This window comes from Spirosoma luteum DSM 19990 (genome assembly GCF_000374065.1).
Taxonomy (GTDB): Bacteria; Bacteroidota; Bacteroidia; order Cytophagales; family Spirosomataceae; genus Spirosoma; species Spirosoma luteum.
Genome location: NZ_KB893259.1, coordinates 59,687 through 81,012, shown reverse-complemented (window position 1 = coordinate 81,012; position 21,326 = coordinate 59,687). Strand labels below are relative to the sequence as shown.

Genomic DNA, 21,326 nt, shown 5'->3' with positions numbered 1-21,326 from the left:
CGCTGTATCGTATGACGCTCTATATCGACCATATCGACGAAATCGACACCGCAGCCCGCCAGCTACTGGCCGAAGGCCGGGAACGGTCGGTCTGGCTGTTCGACGGCGATATGGGAGCGGGGAAAACGACCCTTATCAAAGCTATCTGCCGGGTTTTGGGGGTGGTGAGTACCGTGCAAAGCCCAACCTTTTCCATCGTGAATGAGTACACAACCCACGAGGGGCACTCTGTTTATCATTTCGACTGTTACCGGCTCCGGAATGAAGCCGAAGCACTGGATATTGGTATCGAAGAATATCTTGATTCGGGAAATTACTGCTTTATCGAATGGCCCGAGAAAGTCATGAGTCTTTGGCCGGCAACGTATTATCAGGTTCATCTTGCCGTTGCCGACGACGGCAGCCGAACCCTGGAAGCGAACATAGTTTACTAGTTTGGGGATGGCGATTTGCCGGTTTTCAACGGTAAACAGACATCCCCAATCAACCTACAAACGTACTCTAAGTGACTGGATTTGAGGAACTGGCCAAAACGGCCGTGTACACGAAAGAAGCCCCGCTGGCCGTAAAAACCAACCGGCACAGCCTGCTCATCGGCCTACCCAAAGAAGTATCGCTTCAGGAAAATAGAATTGCCCTTACGCCCGAAGCCGTGGCTATTCTGGTCCGAAATGGCCACAACGTAATCGTGGAAAATGGTGCGGGTGAGAAAGCGAAGTTTACCGATACGGAGTACAGCGAAGCCGGTGCCCGGATTGCCTACTCGCCCAAAGAGGTGTATGAAGCCAACCTGATTCTGAAAGTGGAACCGCTGGTGGATGAGGAGTTCGAGTACGTTCAGTCGGGCAGCACCGTCATCTCTACGGTTAACCTTCCCACCCATGATCGGGCCTATTTCGAACGCATCAACGATAAAAATCTGACTTCGTTTGGCTATGAATACATCGAAGACCAGGCCGGAGGAATGCCCGTTATTCGGTCTATGAGCGAAATTGCGGGTAGCACAGTCATGCTCATTGCGGGCGAATACCTAAGCAATGCCGACAATGGGCGGGGTATTATTCTGGGCGGTATTACCGGCGTTCCACCCACCAAAGTAGTAATGCTCGGTGCCGGAACCGTGACGGAGTACGCCGTTCGGGTTGCCCTCGGCATGGGTGCCGACGTGAAAATTTTTGACCGACACCTGTACAAGTTACAGCGACTCAAATACGCAGTTGGGCATCACATTTACACCTCCATCATCGACTCCGACACCATGACCGAAGCCATTCAGCGGGCCGACGTAGTGATTGGGGCCATTCGGGCCGAAGATGGGATCAGTCCGGTAGTGGTAACGGAGGAAACGATCAGTCGCATGAAACCCGACTCGGTCATCATCGACGTATCCATCGACCAGGGGGGGAACTTTGAAACCTCCCGCATGACGACGCATAAAAATCCTACCTTCAAACACATGGGGGTCATCCACTACTGCGTACCCAACATTGCCGCCCGCGTGGCTCACACCGCCAGCATGGCCCTGAGCAACATATTCCTCCCGTTCCTGCTCGAGACCGGCACTACGGGCGGCATCGAGCAGATGATGTATGCGAACCGATGGTTTATGAAAGGTGTTTATACCCATAAAGGAACGCTGACCAACGCGCACATTGCCAGAAAGTTTAACATGCGGTTCAAGGATCTGGACCTCCTGCTGGCAGCTAGATTTTAAGTTACAACGTTTGATGTTTGTAGTTAGCCGACGTACTAACAATACGTGCATCAACTAACTACAAACATCAAACGTCAAACGTTTTCTCCATGATTAACCACAGCAACGAAAATACCCTGCTTGATGACGCCAACTCGTACGATGTCAACAAAGAGTTGATGGGCCTCATCTCGTCGGACTTCATTAAGGTAGCCGATCAGCTTAAGGAGGCTTCGTATCAGATTCGCAAACGCGGCTTCTCAGACAACCCTGTTTTTGTGGCCTCCCGTCGGGATATTCCCGTGGGGCAACTGCTGATTGGCGTAACAGAACTGGAGAACCAGTGGAATTACAAGGCCTCTTTTCTGGATGAGTTTATCCAGCGCGAACTGATTGGCGAAGATTCAATTGAGTTGTGGAAGGAGAACTACAAGAACCCGGATGAGTACTGCTGCCTGTTTGTTGTTCACGGCGACTTTGCCGGCTTTGTCTACATTCCGTACCCCGAAGATTAACCGGCTCCGGACAGCGCGTTTTTCAGGCCGAATCTACCCGATTCGGCTTTTACTTTTTTTGTTCGTCAATAATACTTTTCGGGGAAACGTACTAGCGAAAATTAGCGGCTTCAGCAACTTACTTTTGCCGCTTTCTGCTGATTTGTTCCCTCCGGTTACTACGCCCGCAAACAGGCTGATTATTGCCCTGTGTGGACGCTTTACCGCCTAAATACGCCGACAAACTATTTTTTTGTATATTAATGTAATCTTACCGATATCGTAGGAAAAAAGCGATTTTTTTTGTATTTTTACAATCTATACTACCACCCTTATACGGGTGAAAACCTGAACCCTGAACAACAATAAATCACTGACATTTTTTCGATTTTTATGACCAACGATTTGATTGAAGAAGAAGCTCCTGTTGAAACAGCCCTGGGCGATTATGGTGCCGATAATATTCAGGTATTAGAAGGCCTGGAAGCCGTTCGTAAACGTCCGTCCATGTACATTGGCGACGTGGGTACGCGTGGGTTACACCACCTGATATGGGAGGTTGTCGACAATTCCATCGACGAAGCAATGGCAGGCTACTGCACGGAGATTTCCGTTGCCATCAATCCCGATAACTCTATTACGGTACAGGATAATGGACGGGGCATTCCAACGGGTATCAGCACCAAAATGGGTGTTTCGGCCCTTCAGGTTGCCATGACCATCCTGCACGCCGGTGGTAAATTTGATAAAGACACGTATAAAGTTTCCGGTGGCTTGCACGGTGTGGGCGTTTCCTGCGTCAATGCGCTCTCGACCGATATGCGGGTGGAAGTGCACCGTGAAGGCAAAATATTCGAGCAGGCGTACAAAATCGGTGTTCCTCAGTACGATGTTCGTATCATTGGTGAATCGACCGATACCGGTACGATTTCACACTTTAAGCCCGATGCCGGCATCTTTACCGATACCGTTTACAAATATGATACCGTAGCGGGGCGTTTGCGCGAACTGGCTTACCTCAACAAAGGCATTCACATTTTCCTGAAAGACCTGCGCGAACTGGACGAAAACGGCGAACCCATGCGGCAGGATGACTTCTTCTCGGAAGGTGGCCTGGCCGAGTTTGTCGAATATCTGGACGAAACCCGCCCGGCGCTCGATGGCATGAAACCTATTTACATGGAAAGTGTAAAAGGCTCTACGCCCGTTCAGGTGGCTTTAGTGTACAATTACGAAGCGGGCGAAAATGTCCTGTCGTACGTGAACAATATCAACACGCACGAAGGTGGTACGCACGTGCAGGGATTCCGGTCGGCCCTGACGCGGGTGCTGAAAAACTATGCCGATAAAAACCCCGGTGTACTACCCAAAAACTCCGGTAAGATCACCTTTAGCGGGGAGGATTTCCGTAAGGGGCTGACCGCCGTTATTTCGGTAAAGGTAGCCGAACCCCAATTTGAAGGGCAAACCAAAACCAAGCTGGGTAATCAGGACGTAGTGAGCGCCGTAAGTCAGGCAATGGCGGACTTGCTCGAAACCTGGCTGGAAGAAAATCCTAAAACGGCCCAGGGTATCGTCAAGAAAGTACTGGTATCGGCTCAGGCGCGTATTGCCGCCGACCTGGCCTACAAGCGTATCATGACCGAGCGCAAGGACTTTATGGGCGGCATGGGATTACCCGGCAAACTGGCCGACTGCTCCGATACCGACCCTGAAAAGTGTGAACTCTATCTGGTAGAGGGTGACTCCGCCGGTGGAACGGCCAAACAGGGTCGTAACCGGTCGTTTCAGGCCATTTTACCCCTGCGGGGAAAAATCTTGAACGTCGAGAAGGCGATGGAGCACAAGATTTACGAAAACGAAGAGATCAAAAATATCTGGACGGCTCTGGGCGTTCGGCTGGAAAAGAAGGACGACGAGACCGTAATGAACCTGGATAAACTTCGGTATCACAAGATCATCATCATGACCGATGCCGACGTTGACGGTAGCCACATACGAACGCTGATTCTGACGTTGTTTTATCGGAACATGAAGGCGCTGATTGACCATGGCTACATCTATATTGCCCAGCCACCTTTTTACCTCGTGAAAAAAGGGAAAGAGGAACGCTACTGCTGGACCGAAGCCCAGCGTGAAGCCGCCGTAAAGGAACTGGCGGGCGGTGGCCGGGAAGAGAGCGTGAACGTGCAGCGCTACAAAGGGCTTGGCGAAATGAACGCCGAGCAGCTCTGGAGCACTACGATGGACCCGGATCGGCGGAGCCTGAAATTAGTAACGGTCGAATCGGCAGCGGATGCGGATCACGTTTTCTCGACCCTGATGGGCGACGAGGTAGCGCCCCGACGAGAATTCATCGAACGAAATGCCAAGTACGCCCGGGTAGATGTTTAACCGAATGATAACATAAAGCGGGCCTTTTGACCCGCTTTTTTGTTGTACTTTAAACTTCGAATTGTGTATGCGCTATTCCATAAACCCAAACAGAACGATACTGGGAAATTTGGTTTCCCGATTTACGCAACGGCAAACGAATTCTCCAGTCCCTGTAACCGAAAAAATGGCAAAGGCGAACGAAAAAGTGAGCAGCGTTATTGACCAGAGTAATTACCTAAGTCGGGATTTGAGCTGGCTTAAATTTAATGAGCGGGTGCTGGATCAGGCACGTAGTACGGACCGGACCCTGATGGAACGGCTGAAGTTTCTAGCCATTTCAGCTTCCAACCTCGACGAGTTTTTCATGATTCGGGTGGGTAGTCTCTACAACTATCTTGACTATCACAAGCAACGGATCGACTATTCAGGCTTGCGTGAAATTCCCTTTCGGAAGACTTTACTGACAATGGCCCACCAGTTTTGTCGGGACCAGCAAACCGTCTTTTTAGACCAGTTACTACCCCTGTTCACCGAAAACGGGCTTCAGTTAGCCAGGCACAGCGATCTGACGGAGGAGGAGGCATCCGAGGCTGCCGAATTTTTTGACCGGGCTATCTATCCGACGCTGACGCCCATGCTGTACGATTACACGCACACGTTTCCGGTACTGCTGGCCAAAGTGCTCATTTTTGGGGTAGTCACCCACAGTACGGATAAAACGGATGTACAGAGTCTTCGTGCGGAAGATGAAGATGATAATCACCGGTTGTCGTTTGTGCAGATTCCAGCCAACCTACCCCGGTTCCTGTCGTTTGAACGGGAAAACATTATTTTGTTTCTGCCCATTGAAGAAATCGTTCGGCAAAACATAAAGAAGCTGTATCGGAACGTCGAAATACTATCGGTGAATCTGTTCCGGATTACCCGTAACGGCGATTTTACGCTCGATGAGAATGACGACGACGAAATTGATTTTATTGACGAGGTCCGGCAAAAAATAAAGAACCGTCGGTTAGGACGCGTTACCCGCGTTGAAGTGGAAACGGACGCTAATAATCCGTTGAGTACCAGTTCGCCCTGGATGCTGAACCTGCTGAAGAAACGCTGGGAAATGGACGATCTGAACATTTTTGAATCCAACAGCCTGCTCGATTTCTCGGCTTTCTGGCAACTTATCGGGCATCCGGAGTTTAAAGATACCATGCCGCGCCAACAGGCTCCGGTACCGCCGATAGGACTGGGGCGTGATAAGACCGACGATATTTTTGAGTTGATCAAGCAGCGCGATATTCTGCTCCATCACCCCTATAACAACTTCGAGCCCGTACTTCAGCTACTCGAACAGGCTGCCGAAGACCCGCACGTACTGGCCATCAAAATAACCGTGTACCGGTTGGCCAAACGGTCGCGCATCACCGAAGCGTTGCTGAAAGCAGCCGAAAATGGCAAACACGTATCAGTGCTGTTTGAGGTTAAAGCCCGATTTGATGAAGAAAACAACATTCGGGAAGCCCAGCGGTTGCAGAAAGCCGGATGCTTTGTCATTTATGGGATAAGTAAATTCAAAACGCATACCAAGCTGCTGCTGGTGGTTCGGAACGAGGGAAGCCGCGTCGTGCGTTATGCCCACATGGCTACCGGGAATTACAACGAAGATACCTCGAAGTTGTACACGGATATTGGCTTACTGACCACCAATGAGACGTATACTCATGACATTTCGGAGTTTTTCAATGTCATAACCGGGCACTCGCTGCCCAACGAATATAAATACCTGATTACGGCCCCGCGCGATATGCGCGACCAGTTGGTTAAGCTCATTCGGCTGGAGACCGAAAATGCAAAACACGGCTTACCCAGTGGCATTTGTATCAAGGCTAATTCGCTGGAGGACAAGCTGGTGATTGATGAACTATACAAAGCCTCAGACGCCGGGGTGCCCATCGAGCTTATTGTACGGAGCATTTGCTGCCTGCGCCCGCGACGGACTGGCCTGAGCGAAAACATCACCGTGCGCTCCATTGTGGGCGATTTTCTGGAGCATACCCGGATCTATTACTTCCATAACAACGGCGACCCCAAAGTGTACGGTGGCAGTGCCGACGTGATGGTACGGAGTTTCGACCGGCGTATTGAGTCGCTGTTTTACCTGGCAGACCCCCGCGTGAAACAGCAGGCCATTCTGATTCTGAAATACAACCTGCTCGACAACGTCAACGCGTATGAGTTGAAAGAAGACGGCGACTTCAGAAAATATGACGTACCTGCTGGTGGTGAGCCATTCAATATGCACAAGCGATTCTTCGAGGCAACCGAAAAGGAAGCCACGGCCGCCCGACTCTTCGATCCCGAAATTAAACCCGCCGAAGTAGCCCAGATAGAAGAAGAATATCAGGAAGGGGCAGAACGGGCCATCGCCAATATCTGATGGCGAAGAAAGTAACAAAAAAGGCCAGCTCACACCTGTAAGCTGGCCTTTTTTAGTTGTCAGTCACGCTAACGATTACTCAGAAACAGCCCCTAATTATACTACGCCTAAATCGGCGATGGCCCGCTGGGCTTTTGCTTTTAGCTGGGCATAGGTGTCGTCAAACGCTTCTTTGCTGGCCAATGGCTCCTTCACCGAAACATAGAACTTGATTTTTGGCTCCGTGCCGCTGGGACGGGCAGAAACCTTCGTACCGTCTTCCGTGAAAAACTGGAGCACATTGGACGACTCGATGCCCATGCTGCCCGACTTTATGGTCGTTTTCTCTCCCTTCGTGGCGTCGGTACGTTCGAGGGCTTTGTAATCGTCAATTCGCACCACTGGCGAACCGGCAATGGACTTGGGCGGGTTGGCCCGGAAGTCGGCCATCATCTGCTGAATTTCTTCGGCACCCGCCTTTCCTTTCTTCGTCAGCGATACCAGTGATTCGTAGTAGAAACCGTTCTCGATGTACATCTCCATCAGCGTATCGAACAGGCTCTTGCCCTGATCTTTGGCGTAGGCGGTCAGTTCGGCAATCATGGCGCAACTGGCAATGGCGTCTTTATCCCGCACAAAATCGCCGATGAGGTAGCCGTAGCTTTCTTCGCCACCGGCAATGAATTGCTCCTTGCCTTCCAGTTCCCGAATCACCTCGGCAATGTATTTGAAACCCGTCAGTGTGTTGTAGCAGGTGACGCCGTACCGCTTGCACATGGCATCGATGAGGTCGGTTGTAACGATGGTTTTGGCCACAAACTCCTTGCCCGTCAGGCGGCCGGTATCTCTCCAGGCGTTGAGCAGGTAATAAATAATCAGGCTGGCCATCTGGTTGCCATTCAGCAACTCAAATTCGCCGTGGTGATTGCGGGCACCCGCACCCACGCGGTCAGCATCGGGGTCGGTGGCCATGATGAGGTCGGCATTGATTGCGTTAGCCAGATCAAGGGCTAACTGCATAGCGGCCTTTTCTTCGGGATTGGGCGATTTCACCGTCGGGAAATCACCGTCGGGTGTCGCCTGCTCCTCCACGATGTGTACGTTGGTGAAACCCAGGGCCTCCAGCGTACGCGGCACCAGCGTAATGCCCGTACCGTGAATAGGGGTGTACACAATGTTCAGGTCGGCCTGCCGCTTAATGACATCGGGATTCACTGCGTTCGACTTGAGCCGCTCCACATAAGGCGCGTCAATCTCCTCGTCAATCAGATGAATCCGTTCGGGAACGCCCTCAAACTTGATGTCATCAACGGAGGTAATCTTGTTTACCTCCTCGATAATGGCTTTGTCGTGCGGGGATACCACCTGGCCACCGTCGTTCCAGTACACTTTATAGCCATTGTACTCCGGCGGGTTGTGCGAAGCCGTCACCACAATACCACTCTGGCAACCCAGTTGCCGGATGGCAAACGATAACTCCGGCGTGGGGCGCAGGCTGCTGAACAGGTACACTTTGATGTTGTTCGCCGAAAAAATATCGGCTACCAGCCGGGCAAATTCGGGACTCATCCGGCGGCTGTCGTGGGCAATGGCCACGCTGATATCCACGCCCGGAAAAGCCGCATTGATATAATTGGAAAGCCCCTGGGTAGCGGCACCCACGGTATAGCGATTCATGCGGTTGGAGCCAACGCCCAAAACACCACGCAGACCACCCGTGCCGAATTCAAGGTCGCGGTAGAATGAGTCGGTTAGTTCGGTGGTGTTGCCCGAGTCGATCAGGTGCTGAATGGATTCTTTGGTGGCGGCATCGTAGGGGCCGCTCAGCCATTTGTCAACGCGCTGTTGCGTAGTAGAGTCTAGGGTTTGTGTTGTCATAATCTATATAAATGAAAAAAAGCAGGTATTTACTTGGTCCACACTGATTATGTAGTCAGTAGGGATATGACTTTTTTTCCGTCCTTCCACTTTATCGAACGGACAACAAGCCAGGTTTTATAACATACCATAGTAAGCTACAAACATTCTTAGTTCAGCCTGATTACCACGCACGAAATAGTCCGTTTTTTGACTGAATTCATTCGAGAACGGTTTACCCGCTCAAAATTACACGTATCCCTGTTTGACGCAAATCAATTAGATAGGTCAGTTGTAAGAAAGTGTGTAAATGTTCCTTCACAGCAATATTTACATCATGCTCAAGGGTACGCGCTATGAAAAAGGGTATGGTAAAGTTTAAGTATTCTGGCTGCTGTTACCAATGACGGCCAGATTTTCGTTCTCATACTGCCCGTGTCGCGCTCGTTTTTAGTTATTTCGAGCCGTAAAGTACGATCCAGCTTAATATGAGAATTCCGGTTCCGCCGAAGGACAACGTCTCGTTTTAGAAGAACAGTTAGGTGGCCGCTGACTGAAATCGCCGACCGGGTGTGTATTACGCGGACCAAGCTGTCGATTCGTAAACCTGTTTCATTGACAGTTCCGTCTATTCCTAACGGGGATGGCTTAATACGGGTGAATTTTAGTATTTTTGGCTACTGTTATGTTCGACTGATGTTAGTGATTGTATCAAACCAGTCGTCCTGCTCACTTTAACAACCAGCGTACAAACCGATGAAAAAGTTTCTGTTATCAACCCTACTTGTTGCCGCTTCATTGGGTGCTTTTGCCCAAAGTGAGGTTAGCTATCACGGTAAAAAAATTACCGAAAAAGGTGCTATCCCAGCCGCCCAATTGCCCGATAAAATGGCCAACAAAACCCAGATGCCTGCCAAAATAGAAGGCACGGTGGAGTCAGTTTGCAAAGTAAAAGGCTGCTGGATGAACGTTAAAACAGCTGACAATCAGGTGATGCGCGTTTCGTTCCGGGATTACGGATTCTTTGTTCCGAAAGACATTGTGGGCAAAACGGTTGTGATGGAAGGGACTGCCGAAACCACCACAACACCCGTAGACGAATTACGTCATTATGCTAAGGATGCCGGAAAATCGAAAGCCGAAATAGAAAAGATTACCGAACCCGAAAAAGCCCTTTCCTTTGTGGCGGATGGGGTGATCGTGAAAAAGTAAGCGGGGGATTCCAACCTTTTTTCTGTTTCTGGCATCCTTATTAGAAACAAGAAATAAAGAATATGGTACAGTTAACAAAACAGCTTTCTGGTTTACTCATCCTTGGAACACTCTGCTTTGCCGCCTGTAAATCATCTGATTTAGCACCGACAAACCGGATATCGGTCGGCCTGAATCAATCGGCGCGGCTGAGTTCGGGCGTTGCCGTCCGGGTTGATTCCATTCAGGATAGCCGCTGCCCCACCGGTGGTATATGCATATGGGCCGGGCAAGCTAGGGTCAAACTGTCGCTATCAAAAGGCAGCGACTCCACTACGGTAGGTTTGATTCTGGAGCCTGGCGTAATGGCCGGTTCGCCGAAGCGGCAGGATTCAACGAATGTGACGCTATCCAGCGAAACGTATAAGGTGATTTTAAAGGATGTTATTCCTTATTCAACTACCACAAATCAGAACCTGCCGAAGTCGGCGGTAGTGGAGGTGACAAAATTATAAGGCTTCTTCTGCTGTCTTTTCGTATTTTCAGGGCCGTAACGATTCGTTACGGCCTTTTTTGTACCTAACTAACTTGTATTGATGAAAAAACTATACCTGCTGGCTGGCCTGTCGCTGCTGGCTTCTCCGCTGCTTGCCCAACGTACCCTTATTCACTGCGGGAACCTGTTCGATGGTACTGGAAACACGCTCCAGCCTCAAATGACGGTGGTGGTGGAAGGCAACAAGATTACGGCGGTTCAGAAAGGCTACACAGCCGCATCGGGTCAGGATAAGGTGTTGGATATGAAAGCCAAAACCGTGCTGCCCGGTCTGATTGACATGCACGTTCACCTGGAAAGTCAGACACGCCGGGGTGGTGCCATCGACGGATTCACCAAAAACCCGGCCGACGTTGCCTATCAGGCGGCTCAATATGCCAAAACAACACTGATGGCTGGTTTTACGACCGTTCGTGACCTGGGCGGCTCCGGCGTTAACGTATCGTTACGGAATGCGGTCAATGCCGGAGTCGTGGATGGCCCCCGCATCCTGACCGTGGGTAAATCCATTGCCACAACCGGGGGGCATGCCGACCCAACCAACGGCTATCGGAAAGATTTGATGGGCGATCCCGGTCCGGCAGAAGGGGTCATCAACGGCCCCGAAGATGCCCGGAAAGCCGTCCGGCAACGGTACAAAGATGGCGCCGACCTTATCAAAATTACAGCTACCGGGGGCGTTCTGAGTAACGCCAAAGATGGATCGGGGGCGCAGTTTACGGAGGAGGAAGTTAAGGCCGTAGTGGATGCCGCCAAAGACTACGGCTTTGCGGTGGCTGCCCACGCGCACGGGGCCGAAGGCATGAAGCGGGCCATCCGGGCGGGGGTTCAAACCATTGAGCACGGCACCCTGATGGATGATGAAGCCATTGAGTTGTTCAAGAAATACGGCACCTACTACGTCCCAACTATCATTGCGGGCAAAACTGCCGCCGATTCCGCCCGGCATTTTGGCTATTACCCTCCGCTGGTAACGCCCAAAGCGCTGGCCATTGGCCCTAAAGTTCAGGCCACGTTTGCCAAAGCCTACAAAGCCGGGGTGAAAATTGCCTTCGGTACGGATGCAGGCGTGTACATTCACGGCAACAACGCCAAAGAGTTTGAGTACATGGTGGAAGCGGGTATGCCCCCGGTAGAAGCCATCCGGGCCGCACTGATGACTAACGCCAAACTGCTGGGAATGGATACGCAAATCGGCTCTGTTGAAGCGGGTAAATTTGCCGACCTCATTGCCGTCGACGACAATCCCATTCAGAACATCAAAACCTTACAGGCTGTAAAATTTGTAATGAAAGACGGGAAGGTATATAAGCAGTAAACACAGGCCATAGCAACAGCTTCAGACGTATCTGGTGCTGCCCGGGCGAACAACAGGTTGCAAGGTCTGGTGTTCGCCCTTTTTTTCGTAAACTCAACTACACCCCGAAAATCGCTTTTCGGGCTACCATACCCCGAACATCTGCCAAAAACAGTTGGCCGGTACATAACGAACGGAGGGACCATTGGTACAGAGGCCCCTTCCCGGCTGGTTTACGCACTACCTGGCTACGCTGCCATATACCTGGGCAACAAATTTGGCGGGAGCTGGTTAGTCAACACAAGCAAACAACCGTATGGATTATATTCGATTTGGGAACACCGGCATGGTTGTATCCCGCCTTTGCCTGGGCACCATGACCTATGGCACCCCAACTGAGCGCTGGCCCTGGGCGCTGGATGAAGCACGAAGCCGCCCGTTTATTCAGAAAGCGCTGGACCTTGGCTTCAACTTTTTCGATACGGCCGATGTGTACTCGAATGGCATGAGTGAAGAAGTGGTCGGCCGTGCCCTGCGTGACTTTGCCCGGCGCGATGAAATCGTGCTGGCTACTAAAGTTTTTAACCCGATGGGCCCCGGACCCAATGACCGGGGGCTGTCGCGCAAGCACATCCTGAGTGCCATTGATGCCAGCCTTAAACGCTTGGGTACCGATTACGTTGACCTCTACCAGATTCACCGCTGGGATAGTAACACGCCCATTGAGGAAACGATGGAAGCCCTGCACGACGTGGTCAAAGCCGGGAAAGCCCGCTACATCGGTGCTTCGTCCATGTATAGCTGGCAGTTTGCCAAAGCCCAATACACGGCCGACCGCCACGGCTGGACCCGTTTTGTATCCATGCAGCCGCACTACAACCTGGTGTACCGGGAGGAAGAACGGGAAATGCTACCCTTCTGTGCCGACCAGAACATGGCGGTTATTCCCTGGTCGCCCCTGGCGCGGGGGCTGCTGACCGGTGGGCGCAGCAAGGAGCGGAATGAAACCGAACGGGCCCGCACGGACGCCTTTGGCAAATCACTGTATAGCGAAGCGGACTTTACTATTGCCGACCGCGTTACCGATATTGCTGAGCAGCGGGGCATTCCGGCCGCTCAGGTAGCGCTGGCCTGGATGCTGACCAAACCCGTTATTACCGCCCCTATCATTGGGGCCAGTAAACCAGGACATATTGAGGATGCCGTGGGAGCCTTGTCGGTAAAGTTGACCGAGGACGAAGTTGCCCATCTGGAAGAGCTGTACCATCCGCATCCGGTATTGGGCATGTGAGGTACGTCAGACGAAAAACCCGTCAGTCGAATTGTGCGGTTGCCGGTTTAATAGCGGGCCGGTCGCGCTACGATTCGACGGAGGGGTGTCCTGACGAGTTGATCTCCTGAAGGATCAATTCATTTACGCGCCGAGCCTCTTCATGGTGCACCCAGTGGGTGGCGTTTTCGATAAACACAACCCGCCCATTATTGCAGTAATCCACACTGAGTTGTGCTATTTCCCGCTTCAAAAACTGGTCCCGTACACCCCAGATCAGCAACGTTGGTACGAAAATCCGCTCTGTAGATTGAGGTGCGGGTGGTTTCCGGAGGGAAGCCCGGTACCAATTGAGCATGGAGTGGATGGCACCCGGCTGCGACCAGGCCGTTTTGTACTGCTGTATATCCGCTTCCGTAAATGTCCCCGGCCGACTGCTCCGGCGCAGGGTACGGGCCAGGGTAGCGTAGTTTGCCCATGAAATAATGGTTTCCGGTAACCAGGGTAGTTGAAAGAAGCCAATGTACCAGCTACGCAACAGTTGCCCCGAATGGCGGAGAGCAAATCGCATCATGACTGATGGGTGCGGCCCATTCAGCACGATCAGGCGCTCCACTCGCTCCGGAAACGAAACCGCTGTCCACCAGGCCACAACGGCTCCCCAGTCGTGACCCACGATGATCGCTTTTTGCCGACCAGCGGCTTTTATCAACCCAAGTACGTCTCCCACCAGTGCGTCGAGAGTATAGGCCTCCACGCCCATGGGTTTGTCACTTAGGTTGTACCCCCGCTGGTCGGGTACCCACACCCGGAAGCCAGCTTCGGCCAGGGCGGCAATCTGATGCGTCCAGCCGTACCAGAACTCCGGAAAACCGTGCAACAGTATAACGAGTGGCCCCGCGTCCGGTCCAGCCTGAACGACGTGGAGTCGAACGGGCGTTGCACCAGCCACGGGGCCATTGATATCAACAAACGTGTGCGTCACGGAGTGAGCCTAAAATCCGAAGTACCGGTCGGCATTGTTGTAGCAGATATCCTGTACAATCTGCCCAACCCATTTTACATCGTTGGGTAGTTCGCCCTGTTCAATTTCGTTGCCGAAGATGTTGCACAGAATCCGCCGGAAGTATTCGTGCCGGGGGAACGAAACAAAGCTGCGCGAATCGGTCAGCATTCCTACAAACGCGCTGAGTAACCCCATGTTGGAAAGGGCGTTGATTTGTTTCTCCATCCCATCCTTCTGATCCAGAAACCACCAGCCCGAGCCAAACTGAACTTTTCCCCGAACGGAGCCATCATTGAAGTTGCCAATCATAGTAGCCATCACTTCATTGTCGGCGGGGTTCAGGTTGTACAGGATCGTTTGGGCCAGTTGGTCACGATCATCCAGACCACCCAGAAAACGGGATAAGGAAGCGGCCTGTGGGAAATCGCCGATGCTGTCCCAGCCCGTGTCGGGGCCAAGTTCCCGCAGTCGGCGGCTGTTATTATTACGTAATGCACCGAGGTGAAACTGTTGCGTCCAGCCTTTTTCGTGGTCCCATTCGGCAAACTGCACCAGCATAAACGATTTGAATTTGAGCACGTCGGATGGATTGGCATCAACCCCCCGGTACAGCAAATCGAATATATCCTTAACTTCTCTCTCCGTGTACGGCTCGGCATAAATCTGCTCCAGGCCGTGGTCTGATAATCGGCATCCCATCTCCCCAAAATAATCATGGCGGGATTTCAATGCGTCGAGGTAATCCGCCAGGGTTTCGATTTCATTATTGGTCAGTGCTTCCAGTTTTTGTACATACGCCTGAAAGGCTACGGCATCCTCCGCAGCCATCGCTTTATCGGGCCGGAAAGCAGGCAGGATTTTAACGCCAAAATTCGACTGGGCTATTTTTTTGTGGTGTTCGAGGGAGTCCAGTGGATCATCCGTTGTGCAGACCACCCGCACATCGAAATGCTGGAGCAGTGCCCTGGCCGATAAATTCGGCAATTGCTCATTACAGGTATCGTACACAGACCGGGCCGTGCCGGGGTTAAGCACGTCGGTTATACCGAACGGATTTTTCAGTTCCAGGTGCGTCCAGTGGTACAGTGGATTACGAAGTGTGTAGGGTACTGTTTCGGCCCATTTTTCAAATTTCTCCCAGTCGCTGGCATCACCCGTACAATAGCGCTCATTGATGCCGTGTGTGCGCATAGCCCGCCATTTGTAGTGATCGCCATACAGCCAGAGCTGTGTGATGGTATCGAATTGTTTGTCGGCCGCAATCTGGTCGGGTGGCAGATGGCAGTGGTAATCGATGATCGGCATGGGCCGGGCGTACTCGTGGTATAGCCGACGGGCCGTTTCTGTCTGCAACAGAAAATCGTCGGACAGGAAAGTAGGAGCAGGGGCAAGTGTTATCATAGCCACAAAAGTAAACGCCGGGCCATTTCTCCCGGCCTAAATGGTTGTTTTTTAATACTATCTCTTTGTCAGCTGCTCAGTCCTACCATGAGTCCGCGCAGTTCGGCTAGTCCGCGCAGCCGCCCAATGGCTGTGTAGCCGGGATTGGTGCGCTTGCCCGTTGTCAGGTCGTCGAGCATCCGGTGGCCGTGGTCGGGCCGGAACGGAAGCCGGGTATCCTGCCTGCCCTCCGCTATCCGGCGTTTCTGTTCGGCCAGTAGTGCCCGCATCACGCCCGGCATCGGCACATCCCCTTCCAGGTGGTTTGCTTCCTGAAAACTGTTGTCTTCATCGCGCTGGGTACTACGCAGGTGCACGAAGTGAATTTGCGGGCCCAGCCGTTCGGCCATACCCACGAGGTCGTTATCCGCCCGAACGCCGTACGAGCCGGTGCAGAAACAAAGGCCATTAGCGGGGGAATCAACGGCGGCCAGCAACGCGCGGGCATCGGCTTCGGTACTCACTACGCGTGGCAAACCCAGGATTGGATATGGTGGGTCATCGGGGTGGATGGCTAGTCGAACCCCCGCCGATTCGGCTACGGGCACCACCTCGCGCAGGAAGGCATACAGGTTTTGCCGGAGTTCGCGGTCGCTCACATCGGCGTACATCGCCAAGGCTTCCCGGAACCGGTCCACGGTGTAGCTGGCTTCGGAACCGGGTAAACCCGCAATAATGGTTCTGGTCAACCGGGTTACTTCGGCTTCTGTCATGCCATCGAGTTTGGTGCGCGCCCGTCGTTTCTGGTCATCATTGTACAGGTACTCCGCACCGGGACGCTTCAGAATATAGAGTTCAAACGCGGCAAACTCGGCCGCATCGAACCGCAGTCCCGTCGACCCATCCGGCATGCGGAAATCCAAATCCGTACGTGTCCAGTCCAGGATGGGCATAAAATTGTAACACACTGTGTCGATACCCGCCTGCGCCAGATTAACGATGGATTCTTTGTAATTGTCGATGTAGCGACGGAAATCGCCGGAGCGCGTTTTGATAGCCTCATGGACCGGAATGCTCTCCACGACCGACCAGGTAAGGCCCGATCGTTCGATTAAGGCTTTTCGGGTACTGATTTCATCGGCCGACCACGATTCGCCGTTGGCAATATGGTGCAGGGCCGTTACAATACCCGTGGCTCCCGCCTGCCGGACATCAGTAAGCGATACGGGGTCATTCGGACCGAACCATCGCCAGGTTTGTTCAAGCATAAATGTAGAGGGGTAAATAGTAATAGTCGTAAGTGAGTAAAAGACCGACATTCTCCCGACTTCCGCAAGCGGGCAATTTAAATCGCCTGCTTGCGGAAGTCGGGAGAATGTCGAACCCTGTTTGTTAGTAAAAAAGCGTTTATTCCTGCTTTTCTCCCCAAACGTATTTATTTGTTTTGCAAACCCCAACCACTTCGGGTCGCTTTCGCTGGCGCATTGTTGCGTTGCTTTTCCTGGCAACGACCATCAACTATGTTGATCGGCAGGTGCTTTCCTTCACCATGACCGATGAGTTGTTTCGGAAGGAAATGCTCGACATCCCCCCCGACCATAATGGCATTCCAACCGTACTGACCCGGGAGGCAACGGACCGATTTAAAATATTATACGGCGACGTGGATGCTGCTTTTAAGTTTGCCTACGCTATCGGTTTTTTGCTGGCAGGCTGGCTCATCGACCGAATTGGCACCAAACGGGGCTTCTCGCTGGGCATCTTTTTCTGGAGTGTATCGGCTCTGATGACCTCATTTGTGAGCAACATGGCAGGTTTGCGCTGGGCACGCACATCGCTGGGGCTGGGGGAGTCGGCTAACTTCCCAGCGGCCGTAAAAACGGTGGCGGAGTGGTTTCCCCGGAAAGAGCGGTCATTTGCTAATGGGTTATTCAATGCCGGCACCAACGTGGGTATTATTCTAACCGCCGTTTCGGTGCCGTACCTCATTCTTAACTTTGGCTGGCGCAGTTCATTTTTTGTTACCGGTCTGCTGGGGTTTGGCCTGCTTATTTTATGGTGGTTTACCTACACCAAACCAGAGCGCAACCCCCAACTGTCGGCGTCTGAGCTAGCCTACATCCGAAGTGACAGCGATAAGATTCCCGTCCGAAAAGTGTCCTGGACCCGCCTGCTGGGGTTCAAGCAGACGTGGGCCTTCGCCATCGGGAAGTTCATGGCCGATCCTATCTGGTGGTTTTACATGTCGTGGCTACCCGATTTTTTTAATTCAAACGACGCCCTCGACCAGAAACTCGACCTCAAAAGTTTTGGCGTACCTTTCCTGATAATCTACGTCGTGTCAGACGCGGGCAGTGTTTTCTTTGGCTGGCTCACCACGCAGTTCATGAACTGGGGCTGGTCGGCAAACCGGGCCCGTAAAACAACCATGCTTATTTGTGCGCTGTGCGTCGTTCCAATATTTTTTGCCGCTCAAACCAGCAGCCTGACCGTAGCCATCGCCCTGATTTCACTGGCTACAGCTGCCCATCAGGGCTGGGCAGCCAACACCTACACGTTTGCGTCGGACCTCTTCCCCAAAAACGTGGTTGCATCAGTCACTGGCATTGGAGGTATGTTTGGGGCAGTAGGCGGCATTTTGCTGGCCCTGCTATCGGGTCGCATCATCACTGCATTCGGGTATCTACCCATGTTCATTATTGCCAGTTGCTCCTACCTGATTGCTCTGATTCTTATTCATCTGGTATTACCAGCCCTAGATCCGGTAAAGGCCGAGGAACTGGATGAAAGTGAGTATTGGTCTGTAGCAGGCCGACCGTAAATAACGTACATTGACCGGTCCGAACCGAAAACGAACAGGTTCGAAGCAGTCACACTCCGAAAATAAATGAAAATTGTCACGTTTGGCGAAGTCATGCTCCGGCTCAGTACACCGGGTGTTGAGCGGTTTATTCAGACCGACTCCCTAACTATGCACTTCGGTGGTACCGAAGCGAACGTAGCGGCCTCGCTGGCTCAGCTGGGTGCCCACACGGTTCACGTTACCCGATTCCCCGACCACGCGCTGGGCCGGGCGGCTTCGGGATACCTCCGCAGGTACGGTGTCGATACGCAGCATATCCGCTACGGCGATGGCCGGTTAGGACTGTATTTTCTGGAAACCGGGGCCGGGAGCCGGGCCAGTCAGATTATCTATGACCGGGTCGATTCTGCTTTTTCACGCATTCAGGCGGATGAGATTGACTGGGAACCGATATTGCAGGGTGCCGACTGGTTTCACTGGACGGGTATCACACCTGCTCTTTCGCAGGGTGCCGCCGACTGTCTGCTGGCCGCCATCAAAACGGCAAATCGACTAAATATTCCTGTTTCGGCCGATATCGTTTACCGCTCCAATCTGTGGCAGTACGGCCGTACCCCGCAGGAGATCATGCCTGCCCTAACGGAAGGCTGCACGCTGGTACTGGGTAGTAAGACCCTTTTTTCAGGGATATACGGCGTAGTAGGCAGCTCCTTTCAGGAAGCAGGCCGCGCTATGATGAATCGGTTTCCTAGTGTCCGGTATATTACCGATACCAAGCGAAATTCGGTCAGCGCATCGCATAATCAACTGTCGGCCAAGCTGTTCGATGGCGATACGGTGTACAAGTCTACCCTGTACGATATCCAGCCTATCACCGACCGGATCGGTACGGGCGATGCCTATGTGGCTGGCTTGATTTATGGCCTGCTGACGTTCAATGACCTGCAGCGGGCCGTTGAATTCGGGGTAGCTGCGTCGGTCCTGAAACATACCATTCCCGGCGACGTGAATCTGGCCGGTATAGCTGAAATTGACACCCTGGCAAGTGGCGACAGTTCGGGTAAATTACGGCGATAAGATGAGCTTGTTTTGAACAATAGCCTTTACCAACGGGTATTTTTTACTGATTTGCGCCTACTACCTGATACGAACCATACAATGGAATCAGGACGCTGATTAGCCAAGTAGTTCGTAATATTGCTGAAGTATAGGCGGTCCGTCCCTAATTTATTTTTTCAATAACAGTAATGACCATTAACCAATGAGTATTCCAAAAGCTCCCTCCACTCCAACTATGGCCAAACTGAATCGTTCGACACACCCGGCACCTGTCCTTCCCGAAAGAATCCTGCAATTTGGTACGGGCGTTCTGTTGCGCGGTTTACCCGATTATTTGGTACAGAAGGCCAATTCGGAAGGGCGTTTTGGTGGCTCAATCGTCGTGGTTAAATCAACGGATAGCCAAACCGACGAGTTTTCGGAACAGGACAACCTGTACACCCTGGCTGTTCGGGGAATTCAGCAGGGTAAGGAGGTGTCTGAAACGACCGTTATTTCTGCCATCAGTCGGGTTATGGCGGCAAAAACGCAGTGGAAAGAGATCCTGATGCTGGCCCGGAATCCCAAGTTGCAGATCATTATTTCCAATACCACCGAAGTAGGGCTAAACTACGTGGAGGAAAGTATTTTCCAAAGCCCTCCTCAATCGTTCCCCGCCAAACTGACGTCGTTCCTCTACGAGCGATTTCGCAGTGTTGGTGGCTCCCGGGCCAAAGGAATGATAGTCGTCCCAACGGAACTCGTTACGGATAATGGCCTGATCCTCCGTGATGCCGTGGAGCGACTGGCTCAGCACAATGAGTTAGGTAAGCTTTTTACCAAGTGGCTCAAATTTCACGTTCGGTTTTGCAACTCTCTCGTAGACCGGATTGTAACGCGCCCCACCGACGAAGCCAAACAGGCACTGCAACAGGAAACTGGCTATCAGGATGACCTGCTCACCTTTACGGAACCCTACCATCTCTGGGCCATTGAGGGTGATGACCGGGTGAAGCAGATGCTGAGTTTTGCCGATGCCAGTACCCCGCAAGTCATTATCGATGAAGATATCAATTTTTATAAGGAGCGAAAACTTCGCGTACTGAACGGTTCCCATACTTTAACCATGCCGCTGGGTTACCTGCTGGGTCTGGAAACGGTTGCTGATGAAATGAATCATCCCCTCATGAGCAAATTTATCGAGTTGCTAATGCTGGATGAGATTGTGCCAACCGTGCCGCATTATGGCATTCCCGGTATGGACAAAGCCGCCGTTGAGCAGTTTGCCCACGACGTGCTCGACCGGTTCCGAAACCCTAACCTCGACCATCTGTTGCTGAATATCTCGTTGCAGGAAACGGCTAAAATGCAGGCCCGTAACGGGGCAACCATTGAGCGGTATTACGAGCAGTTCAATGCCGTACCCAAATTGATTGCCCTGGGCTTTGCGGCTTATCTGTTGTTTATGAAAGCCGTTAAGGAAGAGAACGGGCAGTTTTTCGGGGAAATTACGCTGCCCAAGGGTGGTACCATAACGTACCCCATCCGGGATGATAAAGCCGGGTATTTCTACGGTGACTGGAAAACCACAAAAAAGAATGCGCCCGCAACCGTGAATTCCTTCGTGAAGAGCGTATTATCCGATAAGAAACTTTGGCAAACTGATCTGGCCGTATTGCCCGGTTTTACGGAGGCCGTTGCCGCAAACCTGAACAGCATGCTGGCTCAGGGCGTTGAAAAAACCGTTGGAAAGGTACTTGGGGAGTTAACTACTCAGTAGGTTGTGCCTTTTTATTGTTGTCTTGTAAACAGTTCCTGTCACTTCAGATGTGGCGGGAACTGTTTCTGTAATCAAGGCACAATCACCTATCGTCAAGCTGTTACGAAAAAAGACCAGCATACACCCACCGAAGAATATATAAATAGGTTGCACGAACAAAAACAGGTAAATAAATAGG

16 protein-coding genes are annotated in these 21,326 nt (G+C 52.1%); 12 read left to right on the top strand and 4 right to left on the bottom strand.

Features of this window, described 5'->3' with window-relative positions:
* The first annotated feature begins 11 nt into the window (after positions 1-11).
* From tsaE to ppk1, 5 genes are all read left to right on the top strand, one after another.
* Entirely contained in the window at positions 12-434 is a 423-nt protein-coding gene (tsaE, locus tag B156_RS0115015) for a tRNA (adenosine(37)-N6)-threonylcarbamoyltransferase complex ATPase subunit type 1 TsaE (RefSeq protein ID WP_018620567.1), read from the top strand.
* Positions 435-505: 71 nt separating this feature from the next.
* Positions 506-1,714, top strand: a complete 1,209-nt coding sequence (locus tag B156_RS0115010) for an alanine dehydrogenase (RefSeq protein WP_018620566.1) — start codon at positions 506-508, stop codon at positions 1,712-1,714.
* 89 nt (positions 1,715-1,803) lie between these two features.
* Positions 1,804-2,208 (top strand): hypothetical protein, encoded by a 405-nt coding sequence (locus B156_RS0115005; RefSeq protein ID WP_018620565.1) that lies wholly within the window; start codon positions 1,804-1,806, stop codon positions 2,206-2,208.
* A 372-nt stretch (positions 2,209-2,580) separates the two neighbouring features.
* Positions 2,581-4,581, top strand: a complete 2,001-nt coding sequence (gene gyrB, locus B156_RS0115000) for a DNA topoisomerase (ATP-hydrolyzing) subunit B (protein WP_018620564.1) — start codon at positions 2,581-2,583, stop codon at positions 4,579-4,581.
* A gap of 166 nt (positions 4,582-4,747) precedes the next feature.
* A complete protein-coding gene (gene ppk1 / locus B156_RS0114995; protein WP_018620563.1) occupies positions 4,748-6,991 on the top strand; it encodes a polyphosphate kinase 1 in 2,244 nt (747 codons plus the stop codon).
* Positions 6,992-7,087: 96 nt separating this feature from the next.
* Here the strand turns inward: ppk1 and B156_RS0114990 are convergent, their stop codons facing one another.
* Positions 7,088-8,848 carry a phospho-sugar mutase gene (locus B156_RS0114990; RefSeq protein WP_018620562.1) on the bottom strand — a complete coding sequence of 587 codons (1,761 nt, stop codon included), beginning with the start codon at positions 8,846-8,848 and terminating at the stop codon, positions 7,088-7,090.
* Between the two features lie 735 nt (positions 8,849-9,583).
* On the opposite strand from B156_RS0114990, the gene B156_RS0114985 reads away from it, so the two are divergent.
* From B156_RS0114985 to B156_RS0114970, 4 genes are all read left to right on the top strand, one after another.
* Positions 9,584-10,039 carry a DUF4920 domain-containing protein gene (locus B156_RS0114985; RefSeq protein ID WP_018620561.1) on the top strand — a complete coding sequence of 152 codons (456 nt, stop codon included), beginning with the start codon at positions 9,584-9,586 and terminating at the stop codon, positions 10,037-10,039.
* Between the two features lie 62 nt (positions 10,040-10,101).
* Positions 10,102-10,533, top strand: a complete 432-nt coding sequence (locus B156_RS0114980; RefSeq protein WP_018620560.1) for a hypothetical protein — start codon at positions 10,102-10,104, stop codon at positions 10,531-10,533.
* A gap of 81 nt (positions 10,534-10,614) precedes the next feature.
* Complete coding sequence (locus tag B156_RS0114975) at positions 10,615-11,892, top strand: metal-dependent hydrolase family protein (RefSeq protein WP_018620559.1); 1,278 nt, start codon at positions 10,615-10,617, stop codon at positions 11,890-11,892.
* A gap of 295 nt (positions 11,893-12,187) precedes the next feature.
* Positions 12,188-13,162: an aldo/keto reductase gene (locus tag B156_RS0114970; protein ID WP_018620558.1), complete on the top strand. Its 975-nt coding sequence runs from the start codon at positions 12,188-12,190 to the stop codon at positions 13,160-13,162.
* A 67-nt stretch (positions 13,163-13,229) separates the two neighbouring features.
* On the opposite strand, the gene B156_RS29230 is transcribed toward B156_RS0114970, so the two are convergent.
* The 3 genes from B156_RS29230 to uxuA all read right to left on the bottom strand — a co-directional run bounded on the left by B156_RS29230 (position 13,230) and on the right by uxuA (position 16,795).
* A complete protein-coding gene (locus B156_RS29230) occupies positions 13,230-14,126 on the bottom strand; it encodes an alpha/beta fold hydrolase (RefSeq protein WP_018620557.1) in 897 nt (298 codons plus the stop codon).
* 9 nt (positions 14,127-14,135) lie between these two features.
* On the bottom strand, positions 14,136-15,548 hold the full coding sequence (gene uxaC / locus B156_RS0114960) for a glucuronate isomerase (protein ID WP_018620556.1): 1,413 nt from the start codon (positions 15,546-15,548) through the stop codon (positions 14,136-14,138).
* A gap of 68 nt (positions 15,549-15,616) precedes the next feature.
* Positions 15,617-16,795, bottom strand: coding sequence for a mannonate dehydratase (uxuA, locus tag B156_RS0114955; RefSeq protein WP_018620555.1), 1,179 nt, complete (start codon positions 16,793-16,795; stop codon positions 15,617-15,619).
* A gap of 176 nt (positions 16,796-16,971) precedes the next feature.
* On the opposite strand from uxuA, the gene B156_RS0114950 reads away from it, so the two are divergent.
* The 3 genes from B156_RS0114950 to B156_RS0114940 all read left to right on the top strand — a co-directional run bounded on the left by B156_RS0114950 (position 16,972) and on the right by B156_RS0114940 (position 21,148).
* Positions 16,972-18,348 (top strand): MFS transporter, encoded by a 1,377-nt coding sequence (locus B156_RS0114950; protein WP_018620554.1) that lies wholly within the window; start codon positions 16,972-16,974, stop codon positions 18,346-18,348.
* Between the two features lie 66 nt (positions 18,349-18,414).
* Positions 18,415-19,407 carry a sugar kinase gene (locus B156_RS0114945; RefSeq protein WP_018620553.1) on the top strand — a complete coding sequence of 331 codons (993 nt, stop codon included), beginning with the start codon at positions 18,415-18,417 and terminating at the stop codon, positions 19,405-19,407.
* 217 nt (positions 19,408-19,624) lie between these two features.
* Positions 19,625-21,148 carry a tagaturonate reductase gene (locus B156_RS0114940; protein WP_018620552.1) on the top strand — a complete coding sequence of 508 codons (1,524 nt, stop codon included), beginning with the start codon at positions 19,625-19,627 and terminating at the stop codon, positions 21,146-21,148.
* The last annotated feature ends 178 nt before the right edge of the window (positions 21,149-21,326 follow it).

Coding starts and splice junctions, on each gene's coding strand:
- tsaE (WP_018620567.1), top strand. CDS start 12: ATGACGCTCTATATCGACCATATCGACGAAATCGACACCGCAGCCCGC.
- B156_RS0115005 (WP_018620565.1), top strand. CDS start 1,804: ATGATTAACCACAGCAACGAAAATACCCTGCTTGATGACGCCAACTCG.
- gyrB (WP_018620564.1), top strand. CDS start 2,581: ATGACCAACGATTTGATTGAAGAAGAAGCTCCTGTTGAAACAGCCCTG.
- ppk1 (WP_018620563.1), top strand. CDS start 4,748: ATGGCAAAGGCGAACGAAAAAGTGAGCAGCGTTATTGACCAGAGTAAT.
- B156_RS0114990 (WP_018620562.1), bottom strand. CDS start 8,848: ATGACAACACAAACCCTAGACTCTACTACGCAACAGCGCGTTGACAAA.
- B156_RS0114985 (WP_018620561.1), top strand. CDS start 9,584: ATGAAAAAGTTTCTGTTATCAACCCTACTTGTTGCCGCTTCATTGGGT.
- B156_RS0114980 (WP_018620560.1), top strand. CDS start 10,102: ATGGTACAGTTAACAAAACAGCTTTCTGGTTTACTCATCCTTGGAACA.
- B156_RS0114975 (WP_018620559.1), top strand. CDS start 10,615: ATGAAAAAACTATACCTGCTGGCTGGCCTGTCGCTGCTGGCTTCTCCG.
- B156_RS0114970 (WP_018620558.1), top strand. CDS start 12,188: ATGGATTATATTCGATTTGGGAACACCGGCATGGTTGTATCCCGCCTT.
- uxaC (WP_018620556.1), bottom strand. CDS start 15,548: ATGATAACACTTGCCCCTGCTCCTACTTTCCTGTCCGACGATTTTCTG.
- uxuA (WP_018620555.1), bottom strand. CDS start 16,795: ATGCTTGAACAAACCTGGCGATGGTTCGGTCCGAATGACCCCGTATCG.
- B156_RS0114945 (WP_018620553.1), top strand. CDS start 18,415: ATGAAAATTGTCACGTTTGGCGAAGTCATGCTCCGGCTCAGTACACCG.
- B156_RS0114940 (WP_018620552.1), top strand. CDS start 19,625: ATGGCCAAACTGAATCGTTCGACACACCCGGCACCTGTCCTTCCCGAA.